The organism is Ectothiorhodospira shaposhnikovii, from assembly GCF_022227765.1.
In the GTDB taxonomy this organism is placed as follows: domain Bacteria; phylum Pseudomonadota; class Gammaproteobacteria; order Ectothiorhodospirales; family Ectothiorhodospiraceae; genus Ectothiorhodospira.
This window is the reverse complement of sequence record NZ_JAJMLZ010000003.1, coordinates 95,833-109,381: the sequence shown is the minus strand read 5'-3', so window position 1 is coordinate 109,381 and position 13,549 is coordinate 95,833. Positions and strand designations below refer to the sequence as shown.

At 63.8% G+C, this 13,549-nt stretch carries 14 protein-coding genes; all 14 read right to left on the bottom strand.

What is annotated here, in order from left to right; all coding sequences use genetic code 11:
- Positions 1 to 36: 36 nt before the first annotated feature.
- The gene (gene galU, locus LQD11_RS05405; RefSeq protein ID WP_238616614.1) at positions 37 to 924 is read right to left on the bottom strand and encodes a UTP--glucose-1-phosphate uridylyltransferase GalU; all 888 of its coding nucleotides are present in this window, start codon (positions 922 to 924) and stop codon (positions 37 to 39) included.
- 157 nt (positions 925 to 1,081) lie between these two features.
- The gene (locus LQD11_RS05400) at positions 1,082 to 1,366 is read right to left on the bottom strand and encodes a ComEA family DNA-binding protein (RefSeq protein WP_238616613.1); all 285 of its coding nucleotides are present in this window, start codon (positions 1,364 to 1,366) and stop codon (positions 1,082 to 1,084) included.
- A gap of 110 nt (positions 1,367 to 1,476) precedes the next feature.
- Complete coding sequence (gene pyrF / locus LQD11_RS05395) at positions 1,477 to 2,202, bottom strand: orotidine-5'-phosphate decarboxylase (RefSeq protein WP_238616612.1); 726 nt, start codon at positions 2,200 to 2,202, stop codon at positions 1,477 to 1,479.
- A 61-nt stretch (positions 2,203 to 2,263) separates the two neighbouring features.
- Entirely contained in the window at positions 2,264 to 3,460 is a 1,197-nt protein-coding gene (gene lapB / locus LQD11_RS05390; RefSeq protein WP_238616611.1) for a lipopolysaccharide assembly protein LapB, read from the bottom strand.
- A gap of 5 nt (positions 3,461 to 3,465) precedes the next feature.
- Positions 3,466 to 3,759 (bottom strand): LapA family protein, encoded by a 294-nt coding sequence (locus LQD11_RS05385; protein ID WP_238616610.1) that lies wholly within the window; start codon positions 3,757 to 3,759, stop codon positions 3,466 to 3,468.
- A gap of 40 nt (positions 3,760 to 3,799) precedes the next feature.
- On the bottom strand, positions 3,800 to 4,099 hold the full coding sequence (locus LQD11_RS05380) for an integration host factor subunit beta (protein WP_238616609.1): 300 nt from the start codon (positions 4,097 to 4,099) through the stop codon (positions 3,800 to 3,802).
- 88 nt (positions 4,100 to 4,187) lie between these two features.
- On the bottom strand, positions 4,188 to 5,873 hold the full coding sequence (rpsA, locus tag LQD11_RS05375) for a 30S ribosomal protein S1 (RefSeq protein ID WP_238616608.1): 1,686 nt from the start codon (positions 5,871 to 5,873) through the stop codon (positions 4,188 to 4,190).
- Between the two features lie 101 nt (positions 5,874 to 5,974).
- Positions 5,975 to 6,661, bottom strand: a complete 687-nt coding sequence (gene cmk, locus LQD11_RS05370) for a (d)CMP kinase (RefSeq protein WP_238616607.1) — start codon at positions 6,659 to 6,661, stop codon at positions 5,975 to 5,977.
- Positions 6,661 to 7,989 (bottom strand): 3-phosphoshikimate 1-carboxyvinyltransferase, encoded by a 1,329-nt coding sequence (aroA, locus tag LQD11_RS05365; protein ID WP_240544915.1) that lies wholly within the window; start codon positions 7,987 to 7,989, stop codon positions 6,661 to 6,663. Before aroA ends, cmk begins: the two co-directional genes overlap by 1 nt.
- A gap of 29 nt (positions 7,990 to 8,018) precedes the next feature.
- Positions 8,019 to 8,876, bottom strand: a complete 858-nt coding sequence (locus tag LQD11_RS05360; RefSeq protein ID WP_008932235.1) for a prephenate dehydrogenase — start codon at positions 8,874 to 8,876, stop codon at positions 8,019 to 8,021.
- On the bottom strand, positions 8,873 to 9,997 hold the full coding sequence (gene hisC, locus LQD11_RS05355; RefSeq protein WP_238616605.1) for a histidinol-phosphate transaminase: 1,125 nt from the start codon (positions 9,995 to 9,997) through the stop codon (positions 8,873 to 8,875). Before hisC ends, LQD11_RS05360 begins: the two co-directional genes overlap by 4 nt.
- A 75-nt stretch (positions 9,998 to 10,072) precedes the next feature.
- Positions 10,073 to 11,164, bottom strand: coding sequence for a prephenate dehydratase (gene pheA, locus LQD11_RS05350; RefSeq protein WP_238616604.1), 1,092 nt, complete (start codon positions 11,162 to 11,164; stop codon positions 10,073 to 10,075).
- Between the two features lie 29 nt (positions 11,165 to 11,193).
- Positions 11,194 to 12,357, bottom strand: coding sequence for a phosphoglycerate dehydrogenase (locus LQD11_RS05345; RefSeq protein ID WP_238616603.1), 1,164 nt, complete (start codon positions 12,355 to 12,357; stop codon positions 11,194 to 11,196).
- A gap of 1 nt (position 12,358) precedes the next feature.
- Positions 12,359 to 13,441 (bottom strand): 3-phosphoserine/phosphohydroxythreonine transaminase, encoded by a 1,083-nt coding sequence (gene serC, locus LQD11_RS05340; protein WP_238616602.1) that lies wholly within the window; start codon positions 13,439 to 13,441, stop codon positions 12,359 to 12,361.
- Between the last annotated feature and the right edge of the window lie 108 nt (positions 13,442 to 13,549).

The following is a 13,549-nucleotide window of genomic DNA, read 5'->3' as shown; positions in this document are numbered from 1 at the left end:
AAGGACATCGACCGGTGTGTGGCCTGATTCCTACACTCAGATGCCGCGACTGCAGACATTCCCCAGCAGATACTCCCGGAAGTCATCCTTGAGCTCCGGGTGCTTCAGGGCGTATTCCACGGTGGCCTGCAGATAGCCGAGCTTGCTGCCGCAATCATAACGGGTACCGTTGAATCGATGGGCCAGTACCTGCTGCTCGGCCAGCAGATCGGAGATGGCATCGGTGAGCTGGATCTCTCCACCGGCACCTTTCTGGGTGTTTTCCAGCAACTCGAAGATACGGGGGGTGAGAATGTAACGCCCCACCACGGCCATGTTGGAGGGCGCCACCTCCGGTGCCGGTTTCTCCACGATGCCCGTGACGTTCCAGAGGCGGTCGGCAATCGGCTCCGGCGTGACCACGCCGTATTTGTGCGTCTCGCTGGGCGGTACCTCTTCCACGCCCAGAATACTGGAACCATACTGTTCGTAGACTTCCACCATCTGTTTGAGCGCCCCTTTCCCCGCACCGTCAATGAGGTCGTCGGCCAGGATGACGGCAAAGGGCTCATCGCCCACCACCGGGCGGGCACAGCCCACCGCATGCCCCAGGCCCAGGGCCTCCGCCTGGCGGATGTAGACGCAGGTCACGCCGGCGGGCAGGATATTGCGGACGATCTCCAGCATCTTTTCCTTGCCGCGCTCTTCCAGCTCCGTTTCAAGCTCATAGGCCTTGTCGAAATGATCGGGGATGGAGCGCTTGTTGCGCCCGGTGACGAATACCAGCACGTCGATGCCCGCCTCCACCGCCTCCTCGGCGGCGTACTGGATCAAGGGCTTGTCCACCACGGGCAACATTTCCTTGGGGTTGGCCTTGGTGGCGGGCAGGAAGCGAGTGCCCATCCCAGCCACGGGAAAAACTGCCTTCCTTATCTTTTTTTGCATAAGCACGTCTTCGTTGGTCGGATTGTGTGGATTCGGTCCCAGGATCAGTCAGTATAGGCCGATGCGATGACACAAAACAGACAAGGGGCGGTGTTGGCCGCCCCTTGTCTGTTGTGTCCCGGCAGATCCGGGACTGGTCCTGCCTTCGCGGGCAGGATCAGTCCCGTGGCGCGTGGCTACCCAGCTCGATCCGGTCCAGGTTCTGCTCCACGGTCCGCGGGCCGATGCCCGGCACCCGTGTCAGTTGGTGGACGGAAGTGAAGGGACCGTGCTGTTCGCGGTGGGCAACGATCGCTTCGGCCCGGGTCAGCCCCACACCGGTCAGGGCGCGGGACAGGGACTGGGCATCCGCCTCGTTGACATTCACCGGGCCGGTCGCAAAGGCACCGGGGGCGGTGAACAGCAGGGAAAAAAAGACGATCAGGGACGTCAGACGTTTCATACCGTTGCCTCCTTGAGGATTTCCTTGGCATTCCTTGGTTGAACGCGGGTCGCGTGTTCCTGCAATCCGTTGTACCCGCGCCGTCACTATCGCCCAAATCTCCCTCTGATTCAAGCCAGGGCGTCAGCGATCTCCCGGTTGACCGCCGTCAGCACGGCGCCGGGATCCTGGGCCTGAGTCACGGGACGACCGATGACCAGATGGCTGGATCCAAGCCCCATCGCCGCTCCGGGTGTCATCACCCGCTTCTGGTCACCCAGTGCCGCGTCCGCCGGGCGGATCCCCGGGGTCACGCGCAGGAAACGTTCGCCAAAGGCCGTCCTGAATGCACCGGCTTCGTGGGCAGAACAGACCACCCCGTCCAGTCCCGCCTCATGGGTCAGGGTCGCCAGGTAGTGCGCCTGTTCGGCCACCGTGCGGGTCACACCGCAACCGGCCAGATCGCCATCATCCATCGAGGTCAGTACGGTCACTGCGATCAGCAGCGGGCGCTGCCCCGAAGTGGCCACGGACTCCAGGGCTTCCCGCGCCGTCTCCATCATGGGGCGACCGCCACTGGCATGGACATTGACCATCCAGACCCCAAGACGCGCGGCGGCCCGGCAGGCTCCGGCCACGGTATTGGGGATGTCATGGAACTTGAGATCCAGAAATACCTGAAAACCCAGGGCGTGCAGACGCTCGATCAGGGCCGGTCCGGCGCTGACAAACAGTTCGAACCCCACTTTCAGACGGCACTGCGAAGGGTTCAGCCGGGACGCCAGGCTCAGTGCGGCATCGGCATCGGGAAAATCCAGGGCCACGATGACCCGTGGGCCGGAGGAAATCAGGGACATGATCTTGGCAAACCTCGTAATGGGAAACGGGGGACAGACCAGGACGGCGGGACCGTCCTGCTCAGGGGGGCGTCAAACAGGTTTCCGGACGCTGATCAATCAGACTGTCAACGGGACGGATGGTGGCCCAGCCCTGGCAACTGGGACAATGCCAGAAATGGGTGCGGGACTGAAATCCGCATTGCGTACAGGTGTTGCAGACATGCCCCTCCAGATACCGGTCCAGCATCCCGATGGCCGCCGGAAGCACGTCCGCGGTCGCCGCGTTGCGCTGTGCCTTGAGGCGCAGATAGACCGGCAACAGTTTCAGGGATACCTTGTCCCGGGCCATCTCCTCCCGCAGCAGCGTATCCAGGTCATCCAGTCGTCCCCGGGCTTCCAGTGCCTGGGCCAGGGCCAGCGAGGTGGCCTCGGAGGGATGCTGGTCACGCAGTTCCGTCAGCAGGGATTCCAGGCCCCGGGCATCTTCCAGACGGGTAAATGCGTCCTGGATGCGGGGGAGTACCAGGGAGATGAATCCCGCATCCCGGCGCATCACGCGGCTGTAGTGCTCCACCGCCAGCCGGGGATTGGCATCATCCAGGGCCAGGTCACCCATGAGGATACCGGCGCGGGCACAATCCTGATCAAAACTCAGGGCCTTGCGGGCATGCCGGCCCGCGTCCGGGGCATCCCCCTTCGATCGCGCCATTTCGCCCAGTTCGCAATGGTACTGGGCGATACGGCGGTTCTGCGGCTCGGTGGAAAATTCACACAACTGTTCGCTGGCCCAGATGGCATTGGCCCAATCCCGTTCGCGCTCATACAGGGCACGCAGGCGCCGGTAGGCATCCGCCTGGAGAAAGCCCAGCTGGATGAGTTCCTTGAACAGGGATTCGGCCTGATCCAGCAGACCGGCCTTCATGTAGTCGCGCCCCAGCTCCATCAGGGCATTGGCTCGCTGTGCCGGATCCAGATTTTCCCGCTCCACCAGGTTCTGATGGATACGGATCGCCCGGTCGACCTCGCCCCGGCGACGGAACAGGCTGCCGAGGATCAGGTGGGTCTCCACCGTGTCCGGATCCACGTCCACCATGTCGATGAACACTTCCAGGGCACGGTCCGACTGTTCGGTCAGGAGATAGTTGAGACCCTTGATGTAATGGCTGGAAAAGGTAACGGCCCGCTCGGGCTCGACATCATGCCGAGCCGTACGACGGGCCGCCAGCCACCCCGAGGCTGCCGCTACCGGCAGCAGCAGCCACAGGAGTTCCATCATGAAAATTAAACCTTGCTGTTGCTGGGTAGTGCGCGCAGTCTGGCAATCTCATCTTCGGCCCGCTTGCAACGCTTGCGTAGCAGGCGTGCGTCACGGCCACGGCGCATCACCAGACCGCTGCAAGCCAGACCCCCAAGAACGGCCCCCAGCAGCATGCTGACGAAGACTACGATGGACAGCGGCACCTGGAAACTTTCCAGGTACAGGTGTACATCCACCTCCCCGGCATTAAGAATCGTGAAACTGGCCCCCAGAACAACGGCCAGGATGAGAACCAACGGAAGAATGACTCGACTCATGGGCTGCTTTCCCGATTGTGGACATTAGTGTGTTGCCACGTCAGCGGATCCCGGCCTTTTCCGGCTCATTGACCCGCTCCCGCAATTCCTTGCCAGGCTTGAAGTGAGGCACGTATTTCCCCGGCAGAGACACGGTCTCACCCGTCTTGGGGTTGCGCCCTACCCGCGGCGGCCGGAAATGCAGCGAGAAACTGCCGAAACCGCGAATCTCGATCCGGTCTCCGGTGGCCAGTGCCTGGCTCATCTGTTCGAGTATGGTCTTGACCGACAACTCGACATCTTTATACGCGAGATGGCTCTGCTTGCGAGCTAGTATATCGATGAGTTCCGATTTCGTCATCGTCCTGCCCTTTGCATGTTACACGACCATGACTCCCGGCACGCAAACATCCCCGGATGGGTTGCATCCGGGGATGATGGAGCGAGCCTTACTTCTTCTCGGAGTCGCCGCTGCCGGCCAGCTGTTCCTTGAGCAACGCACCCAGGGAGGTGGTAGCCGCGGAGGAACCGCTGTAGTCCTGCATCACTTCGGCTTCTTCGTCGCTTTCCTTGGCCTTGATGGACAGGGTCACGGTGCGGTTCTTGCGATCCACGCCCACGAACTTGGCTTCGACCGCGTCTCCGACGCTCAGCACGGTGCGGGCGTCCTCGACGCGATCCCGGGACAGTTCGGAGGCACGCAGAATACCGTCGACGCCATCACCCAGTTCCACCACGGCAGCCTTGGCGTCCACTTCCCGGACCACACCCTTGACGATGCTGCCCTTGGCGTTTTCGGCCACGAAGTTGGAGAAGGGATCCTTGTCCAGCTGCTTCAGACCCAGGGAGATGCGCTCACGCTCGGGGTCCACGGACAGCACCACGGCCTCGATCTCCTCGCCCTTGCGGAAGTTGCGAACGGCTTCTTCACCGGGCATGTTCCAGGACAGGTCGGACAGGTGAACCAGACCGTCGATACCGCCTTCCAGGCCCACGAAGATGCCGAAGTCGGTGATGGACTTGATCACACCGGAGACCTTCTCGCCCTTGTTGTGCATGGCGGCGAACTCGTCCCAGGGGTTGGGCTGGCACTGCTTCATGCCCAGGGAGATGCGGCGACGCTCCTCGTCGATGTCGAGGATCATCACTTCCACTTCCTCGCCCACCACCACGACCTTGGCGGGGTTCACGTTCTTGTTGGTCCAATCCATCTCGGAGACGTGCACCAGACCTTCGACGCCGTCTTCCACTTCCACGAAGCAGCCGTAGTCGGTGATGTTGGTGATCTTGCCGAACAGACGGGTGCCCACCGGATAACGGCGGGTGATGTTTTCCCACGGATCTTCGCCCAGCTGCTTCAGACCCAGGGAGACGCGGTTGCGCTCGCGGTCGAACTTGAGGACCTTGACCTGGATCTCGTCACCGATGTTGACCACTTCGGAGGGGTGCTTGACCCGCTTCCAGGCCATGTCGGTGATGTGCAGCAGGCCGTCGATACCGCCCAGATCCAGGAACGCACCGTAGTCGGTGAGGTTCTTGACGATACCGTTGAGGACCATGCCTTCCTGCAGGTTCTTGAGCAGGGCTTCGCGCTCGGCGCTGTATTCCTTCTCCACCACGGCGCGGCGGGACACCACCACGTTGTTGCGGCGACGATCCAGCTTGATGAGCTTGAACTCCAGTTCCTTGCCTTCCAGGTACGCGGTGTCGCGCACGGGGCGGACGTCCACCAGGGAGCCCGGCAGGAAGGCGCGGATGTCGCCCAGTTCCACGGTGAAGCCGCCCTTGACCTTGCCGCTGATCATGCCGGCGATGGTCTCGTCCTTCTCCATGGCTTCTTCGAGGCGTTCCCAGGCCTTGGCACGCTTGGCCTTCTCGCGGGACATGCGGGTCTCGCCGAAGCCGTCTTCGGGGGACTCCAGGGCCACTTCCACCAGATCGCCGATCTGGATTTCCAGCTCACCCTTTTCGTTGTAGAACTGCTCGATGGGGATGACGCCCTCGGACTTGAGGCCGGCATTGACCACCACCATGTCATTGGTGATGTTGATGACAGTGCCGTTCAAGATGGAGCCGGGCCGCATCTCGATGGAGGACAAGCTCTCTTCGAGCAGTTGCGCGAAACTTTCAGTCATGGGTTGGTTGAACCTGCAAAATAGTATTGGGGCCTGCACTATCCCGTTGCAGACCGGTTATTCAAAAAGGATCCCGGGCTTGCCTGCCCCGGACCATACGATCATTGCACTGCCATCAGACCGCGTTTCGCCGCCAATGCGAGGATCTCGTTCAGGACCGCATCGATGCTCATGTGGGTGGAGTTCACCTCGATGGCATCTTCCGCGGGCCTGAGCGGGGCCACGGCCCGCTCCGCATCACGCCGATCACGTTCGGCCAGCTCTTCTATGAGGGCTGGCAGGTTAGCATTAAGGCCCTGCTCCTTCAACTGCAGGTAGCGACGCCGGGCCCTCTCTTCCGTGTCCGCGGTCAGGAAAACCTTCAATGGCGCATCGGGAAAGACCACCGTGCCCATATCCCGGCCATCGGCCACCAGCCCCGGGGCGCTGCGAAAATCCCGCTGCCGATCCAGCAGGGCCTGCCGGACTTCGGGAATGGCGGCCACTTTTGAAGCGGCATCGCCACAGGCCTCGGTACGTAACTCGCCGCCCACCCGATCGCCGTCCAGGCGAACCGTGGGGGCACCGGCCTCATCCAGTTCAAAGCACACATCCAGATGACGGGCCAGCTCGGACACTCGCGCCACGTCGTCCAGCGCCATCCCGCGGCGCAGGGCGCCCAGGGCCACCAGACGGTACAAAGCACCGCTGTCGAGGAAGGACCAGCCCAATCGTTCGGCCAGCAGGCGGCTCACCGTCCCCTTGCCGGAACCACCGGGACCGTCCAGGGTAATCACGGGCACGGACATCAGACGCCCCCCTCCATCACATGGATGTTCAGCCCCGCCCCACCGGCAAGCGCGGCAAAACCCGGGAAGGAGGTATTCACGTTGGCGCAGTCCTGGATGCGGATGGATCCCTGGGCCCGCAGCGCCGCCATGGCAAAGGACATGGCAATGCGATGATCGCCGTGACTCTGCACCACGCCGCCCTGCAGCCGGCCACCCTGAATCACGATGCCGTCCGGCGTGGGTCGAGCCTGGATACCGCAGGCGGCCAGGCCATCGGCCATCACCTGAATCCGGTCGCTTTCCTTGACCCGTAACTCCTCGGCACCGGTGAGCACGGTTTCACCCTCGGCACAGGCGGCCGCCACGAAGATGGCGGGAAATTCGTCGATGGCCAGGGGCACCAGGGCCTCGGGGATACGGATGCCCTTGAGGGGGGCGGCCCGCACCACCAGATCCGCCACCGGCTCGCCACCCACTTCACGGGGATTTTCCAGGCGGATGTCGGCCCCCATCAGTTGCAGGATATCGATGATGCCGGTGCGGGTGGGATTGACGCCCACATGCTCCAGGGTCAGCTCGGAACCGGGCGCGATGGAGGCCCCCACCAGGAAGAAGGCCGCGGATGAGATATCCGCCGGCACGTCGATGGCAGCGGCGTGCAGACGCCCCCCACCCTGCAGGCAGACCCGCCCCTGGTCGCACGCCACGTCATAGCCGAACCCGGTGAGCATGCGCTCGGTGTGGTCTCGGGTTGGTGCCGGTTCGGTCACACAGGTCCTGCCCCGGGCATAGAGGCCGGCCAGGAGTAGACTGGACTTGACCTGGGCACTGGCCACGGGCATGTCATAGTCAACGCCCTCCAGCGCCCGTCCACCCCGGATGGTCAGGGGGGGACGGCCCTCGGGGCCGGTGTCGATGCGGGCACCCATGCGTGACAGTGGTTCGGTGACACGACGCATGGGTCGACGGCTCAGGGAGGCATCGCCGGTCAACACGGTATCAAACGGCTGTCCGGCCAGCAGGCCGGCCATCAGGCGCATGGATGTCCCGGAGTTACCCAGGTCCAGGGGGGCGTCGGGGGCCTTCAGACCCTGCAAGCCCACGCCGTGGATGGTCACCCGCCCGGCTTCGGGACCGTCGATCCGTACCCCCATGGCGCGAAAGGCCTTGAGGGTGGCCAGGCAGTCCTCTCCCTCCAGAAAACCACTCACCTCGGTGGTGCCTTCCGCCAGCGCGCCCAGCATGATGGAGCGATGAGAGATGGATTTGTCACCGGGAACCCGGCAGCGGCCTTCAAGCCGACCGCCCGGTTCCACCAGGAATTCCAGCATACTGCCGTGTGTCATCTGATCACCTGCATCCACGAAAAGAACATTCACTCACAGAACCGATCCCGGGCCGCCTTGGCGCGCTGAAAGATCTCCAGCAGCCGCTCACCGTCACCCCGGGACACCGCCTCGGTGATCATGGTCAAATCTTCCTGGTAGTGGGCCATCACCGACAGGATGGCCTCCCGGTTGGACAGGCAGATATCCCGCCACATCACCGGATCGCTGGAAGCGATGCGGGTAAAGTCGCGAAAACCGCCGGCCGCATAACGGAAGATCTCGTCCCGCTCACCCATGCGGGCCAGGCTGTCCACCAGACCGAAGGCCAGCAGGTGAGGCAGATGACTGGTGGCGGCCAGGATTTCGTCATGATGAGCCACGGACATGCTTTCCACCACCGCCCCGGTCTCCTCCCACATGGTGCGCACCTTGGCCAGGGCACCGATGTCCGTGGTATCCAGCGGGGTAAGAATCACCCGCCGGCCTTGAAACAGGGTCGGGAAGGCCGCCGCCACGCCGCTGCGCTCGGTCCCGGCAATGGGATGACCGGGCACGAAGCCATGGGGCAGTTCACCGAACCCTTCCCGCACTGCGTCCACCACGCTGCCCTTGGCGCTGCCCACATCGGTGAGGGCCGCATCCGGTGCCAGATGGTCACGGATGGCAGCGCAGACGCCGCCCATCGCGCCCAGGGGCACCGCCAGCACCACCATGTCGGCACCGGCCACTGCCTCTGCCGGATCCAGGCTGTAGCGGTCGATCACGCCCAGCTCCACCGCCTGGCGCAGATGGTCCTCGGAACGGGAACAGCCTACCACTTCCTCACAGGTACCGGCCCGGCGCAGGGCCAGGGCCAGGGAACCGCCGATGAGGCCGACACCGAAAATGGTCAGACGACGAATCACCGGCCCAACACCTGATCCAGGGCGTCGATGAAACGCCGGTTTTCATGGGCACGCCCCACCGTCACCCGCAGATGACGGGGCAGACCGTAACCGCCGCCCACGGGACGCACGATCACCCCCTGGTGCAGCAGAGCCTGATACACCGGCCCGGCTTCCCGGCCCATGTCGATGCACAGGAAGTTGCCCACCGAAGGAATGAAATCCAGACCCCGCTCGCGGCAGGCGGCGGTGAGAAAGGCCAAACCTTCCCGGTTCACCCTGACGGACTCACGCACGTGGGCGTCGTCTTCCAGGGCGGCCAGGGCACCGGCCTGGGCCAGGGTGTTGGTATTGAAAGGCTGACGCACCCGATTGAGGATGTCCGCCACCTCCGGACTGGACACCGCGTAGCCGATGCGCAGACCCGCCAGGCCGTGGATCTTGGAAAAGGTCCGGGTCACCACCAGGTTGGGGAATTCCGCCAGCCAGCGGGTGGTATCCGGGTATTCGGCTTCTTCCACGTATTCGAAATAGGCCTCGTCCACCACCACCAGGGTCTCCCGGGGCTGAGCGGCGATGAAGGCCTTGAGGGAAGCGCCATCCAGCCAGGTGCCGGTGGGATTGTTGGGGTTGGCGACGAAGATCACCCGGGTATGGGCATCCACCCGCTCCGCCATGGCGGCCAGGTCGTGGCCGTAGGGCATGGCATGATCCACGGGATTGGCCGGGGCGACGCGGGCCTCGGCATCCACCGCCTGCACCACCAGCGGATAGACGGCAAAGGCATGGGCGGAGAAGACCGCGTTGCGGCCGGGGGAGAGATAGGCCCGGGCAATGAGTTCCAGCACGTCGTTGGAGCCGTTGCCCAGAGTGATGCAGGCCGGTTCCACCCCCAGCACCTCCCCCAGACGGCGGCGCAAGGCGAAACCGCCGCCATCGGGATACAGGGCCAGCCCCTCCAGCAATCCGCCCAGGGACTGAATGGCACGGGGACTGGGGCCCAGGGGGTTTTCGTTGGAGGCCAGCTTGATGCTCTCGCGGATGCCCAGTTCCCGCTCCAGCTCCTCCACCGGCTTGCCGGGCTGGTAAGGCATCAGGCTCTGAACCCCGGCATTGGCCAGGGCACGGTAATCACAGCTCATGTTGTCTCCGGGGTTGATTCTTGGAAGCCGTCACAAAACTGCCCGAGCGCGGATGGCCGCCTCCGATGCAAGGGCCTACAGAACCGCCTTGGGGTAGGAGCCCAGCACCTTGACCAGTTCCGCTTCCTGCTTGAGTTCTCTCAGGGCCTTGGCCACGTGGGCATCCTGGGCATGACCCTCGATGTCCATGAAGAACACATATTCCCAGTTCACGCAGTGGGAAGGCCGGGATTCGATCCGGGTCAGGCTCACGTCATTATCGGCAAAGGGCGAGAGCAGACCATGGAGGGAACCGGGGCGATTGCGGGCCGATACCAGCAGCGAGGTCTTGTCGTTGCCGGAGGGCCCGCTGGAACGGGGTCCGATCACCAGGAAGCGGGTGGTGTTGTCCGGTGAGTCCTCGATATTGGCCGCCAGCACGTTGAGGCCGTAAAGCTCCGCCGCCGCCTCGCTGGCAATGGCCGCCGCCCCCGGCTCCCGGGACGCACGCCGGGCCGCATCGGCATTGCTGCTCACCGACAGGCGCTCGGCATGGGGCAGACGGGCATCCAGCCACTCCCGGCACTGGGCCAGGGACTGCTGGTGGGAATAGATCCGCTCCACCCGGGACAGCGCGTCGGCCGTGGACAGCAGGTGGTGATGAATTCTCAGCTCCACCTCACCGCAGATGCTCAGGGGAGACTGCATGAAGCGGTCCAGGGTATGGGTCACCACCCCTTCCGTGGAGTTCTCCACCGGCACCACCCCGTAATGGGCACTGCCGGACTCCACTTCACGGAATACCTCGTCGATGGCATTCATGGGGACCGTATTGACCGAATGCCCGAAATGCTTGAGGGCGGCGGCCTGGGTGAAGGTCCCCTCCGGCCCCAGAAAGGCAATGGACAACTGCTGCTCCAGGGCCAGACAGGCGGACATGATCTCCCGGAACAACCGGGCCATCTCCTCGCTGTTCAGGGGGCCGGGATTGGCCGCCTGAATCCGGCGCAATACCTGGGCCTCCCGTTCCGGACGGTAAAACTCCGCCCGGGCATCGGCGGCCCGCTTGATGCGGGCCACTTCCTGGGCACAGTCGGCCCGTTCGCTGATCAGACGCATGATCTCATCGTCCAGCGCATCAATGCGCCGGCGAATGCCGTCCAGCGTCTCCCCGTCCTGACCACTCATATCTCGATCTGCTCTAGCCGTGGGACCTGTTACAGGACGCGGACCCGCAACACGCCGTCAATGCCCGCGATGGCGCGGGCCGCTTCTTCACCGATCTCGTCTTCCACGTCGATGAGATTGTAGGCAACTCCGGCGCGGGATTCATTCACCATGTGGACGATATTGATGCTGTTCTGCCCCAGCACATGGGAGATCTGCCCCACCATGTCCGGCAGATTGCGGTTGATGACTGCCAGACGGGTCTTGCCCGCCCGAGGCAGCACCACCTCCGGCAGGTTCACGGAATTGCGCACATTGCCGTGCTCCAGGTACTCGCGCAGCTGATCCGCCACCATGACGGCGCAGTTCTCCTCCGCTTCCTGGGTAGAGGCACCCAGGTGCGGCAGGGCGATCACCCCGGCCTTGCCCATCAGGTTGTTGCTGGGGAAATCACACACATAACTGCGCAGCTTGCCTGCTTCCAGGGCCTCGAGCACGGCGGCCTCGTCCACGATGCCCTCGCGGGCAAAATTCAGCACCACGGCACCGTCCCGCATGGAGTGAAGCCGCTCCCGGTTGAGCAGATGACGGGTATGGTCGTTCAGGGGGACATGGAAGGTGACCATGTCGCATCGGGCGATCAGATCGTCCACGCTCAGGGCCTGCTGCACACCGGCATCCAGCTGCCAGGCGGCACGCACGGTGATGTGCGGATCGAAGCCGATGACGTTCATGCCCAGGGCGCGCGCGGCATTGGCCACCAGGACACCGATGGCCCCCAGACCCACCACGCCCAGGGTACGGCCGGGCAGTTCAAAACCACTGAACTGTTTCTTGCCGGCTTCCACCTGCTTGTGCAGGGTGGCGTCATCCCCTTCCAGATGGCGGGTGTAGTCCCAGGCCTGGCAGATGTTGCGGGCCGCCAGCAGCATCCCCGCCAGCACCAGTTCCTTCACCGCGTTGGCATTGGCGCCGGGCGCATTGAAAACCGCCACGCCCCGCTCGGTCATGGCATCCAGGGGAATGTTGTTCACGCCGGCACCGGCGCGGCCCACGGCCTTGAGGCTGGCGGGAATCTCCATCTGATGCATGTTGAACGAACGCACCATGACGGCATCGGGCTGGCTGATTTCGGAGGCCACTTCGTAATGCTCGTGGCCGAACCGGTCCAGGCCCCTGGGAGAGATGTTGTTCAGGGTAAGGATCTTGTACATGTCAGGCCTTGCGCTGTTCGAAGTCCACCATGAATTCCACCAGGGCATCGACGCCGGCCTCGGGCATGGCGTTGTAGATGCTGGCACGCATGCCACCCACGGAGCGGTGGCCCTTGAGGGTGGTCAGTCCCGCCTGCTCGGCTTCCTTGAGGAACAGGCCGTCCAGTTCGGGGTCCGCCAGGGTGAAGGGCACGTTCATGCGGGAGCGGGCAGCCACATCCACCGGGTTGGTGTAGAAGGCGGAGTTGTCGATGGCCTTGTAGAGCTTCTCGGCCTTGCGGCGATTGATCTCCTCCATCACCTTCAGGCCGCCGATCTCCTTGAGCCACTGGAACACCAGGCCGGCCAGGTACCAGGCATAGGTGGGCGGGGTGTTGGACATGGACTCGGCTTCCGCCTGCACCTGGTAGTCGAAGATGCTGGGGGTGGATGCCATGGCGCCGCCCAGCAGGTCGTCACGCACGATCACCAGGGTGAGGCCGGCGGGACCGATGTTCTTCTGGGCGCCGGCGTAGATGAGGCCGAAGCGGGAGACATCCAGGGGACCGGACAGGATGTTGGAGGACATGTCCGCCACCAGGGGTACGTCACCGGATTCGGGGATCCAGTGGAATTCCACCCCGCCGATGGTCTCGTTGGGGGTGTAGTGCAGGTAGGCGGCATCGCTGCCGCGCTGCCAGGTATCAAAGGCCGGGATGGTGGTGAAGTGGCTGTCGGCGGCGGTGGCCACCACGTTCACATCCGCATATTTCCTGGCTTCGGAGATGGCCTTCTTGGACCAGGCGCCGGTGTTGACATAGTCCACCCGGGTCTTGCCCCGCAGCAGGTTCATGGGGATGGCGGCGAACTGGCCGGTGGCACCGCCCTGCAGGAACAGCACCTTGTAGTTGGCGGGGATCTGCAACAGATCCCGCAGATCCTGTTCCGCCTGGGCGGCGATGGACACAAAGGCCTTGCCACGGTGACTCATTTCCATCACCGACATACCGGTCCCGTTCCAGTCGAGCATTTCTTCGCGGGCGCGTTCCAGCACCGGCTCGGGCAGCACGGCGGGGCCGGCGCTGAAGTTGTAGACTCGTGTCATGGTTTGCTCCAGGGTTGGATCACACTACGAATACGGTTTGTCGCCATCCAGGCAAAAGCAGCACTGTGTGGGAGACCGCCCTCCGTGGGAGCGGCCCTTGGCCGCGAA

Coding starts and splice junctions, on each gene's coding strand:
- LQD11_RS05400 (WP_238616613.1), bottom strand. CDS start 1,366: ATGAAACGTCTGACGTCCCTGATCGTCTTTTTTTCCCTGCTGTTCACC.
- pheA (WP_238616604.1), bottom strand. CDS start 11,164: ATGAGTGGTCAGGACGGGGAGACGCTGGACGGCATTCGCCGGCGCATT.
- LQD11_RS05385 (WP_238616610.1), bottom strand. CDS start 3,759: ATGAGTCGAGTCATTCTTCCGTTGGTTCTCATCCTGGCCGTTGTTCTG.
- lapB (WP_238616611.1), bottom strand. CDS start 3,460: ATGATGGAACTCCTGTGGCTGCTGCTGCCGGTAGCGGCAGCCTCGGGG.
- LQD11_RS05380 (WP_238616609.1), bottom strand. CDS start 4,099: ATGACGAAATCGGAACTCATCGATATACTAGCTCGCAAGCAGAGCCAT.
- cmk (WP_238616607.1), bottom strand. CDS start 6,661: ATGTCCGTGCCCGTGATTACCCTGGACGGTCCCGGTGGTTCCGGCAAG.
- aroA (WP_240544915.1), bottom strand. CDS start 7,989: ATGACACACGGCAGTATGCTGGAATTCCTGGTGGAACCGGGCGGTCGG.
- galU (WP_238616614.1), bottom strand. CDS start 924: ATGCAAAAAAAGATAAGGAAGGCAGTTTTTCCCGTGGCTGGGATGGGC.
- hisC (WP_238616605.1), bottom strand. CDS start 9,997: ATGAGCTGTGATTACCGTGCCCTGGCCAATGCCGGGGTTCAGAGCCTG.
- serC (WP_238616602.1), bottom strand. CDS start 13,441: ATGACACGAGTCTACAACTTCAGCGCCGGCCCCGCCGTGCTGCCCGAG.
- pyrF (WP_238616612.1), bottom strand. CDS start 2,202: ATGTCCCTGATTTCCTCCGGCCCACGGGTCATCGTGGCCCTGGATTTT.
- LQD11_RS05345 (WP_238616603.1), bottom strand. CDS start 12,357: ATGTACAAGATCCTTACCCTGAACAACATCTCTCCCAGGGGCCTGGAC.
- rpsA (WP_238616608.1), bottom strand. CDS start 5,873: ATGACTGAAAGTTTCGCGCAACTGCTCGAAGAGAGCTTGTCCTCCATC.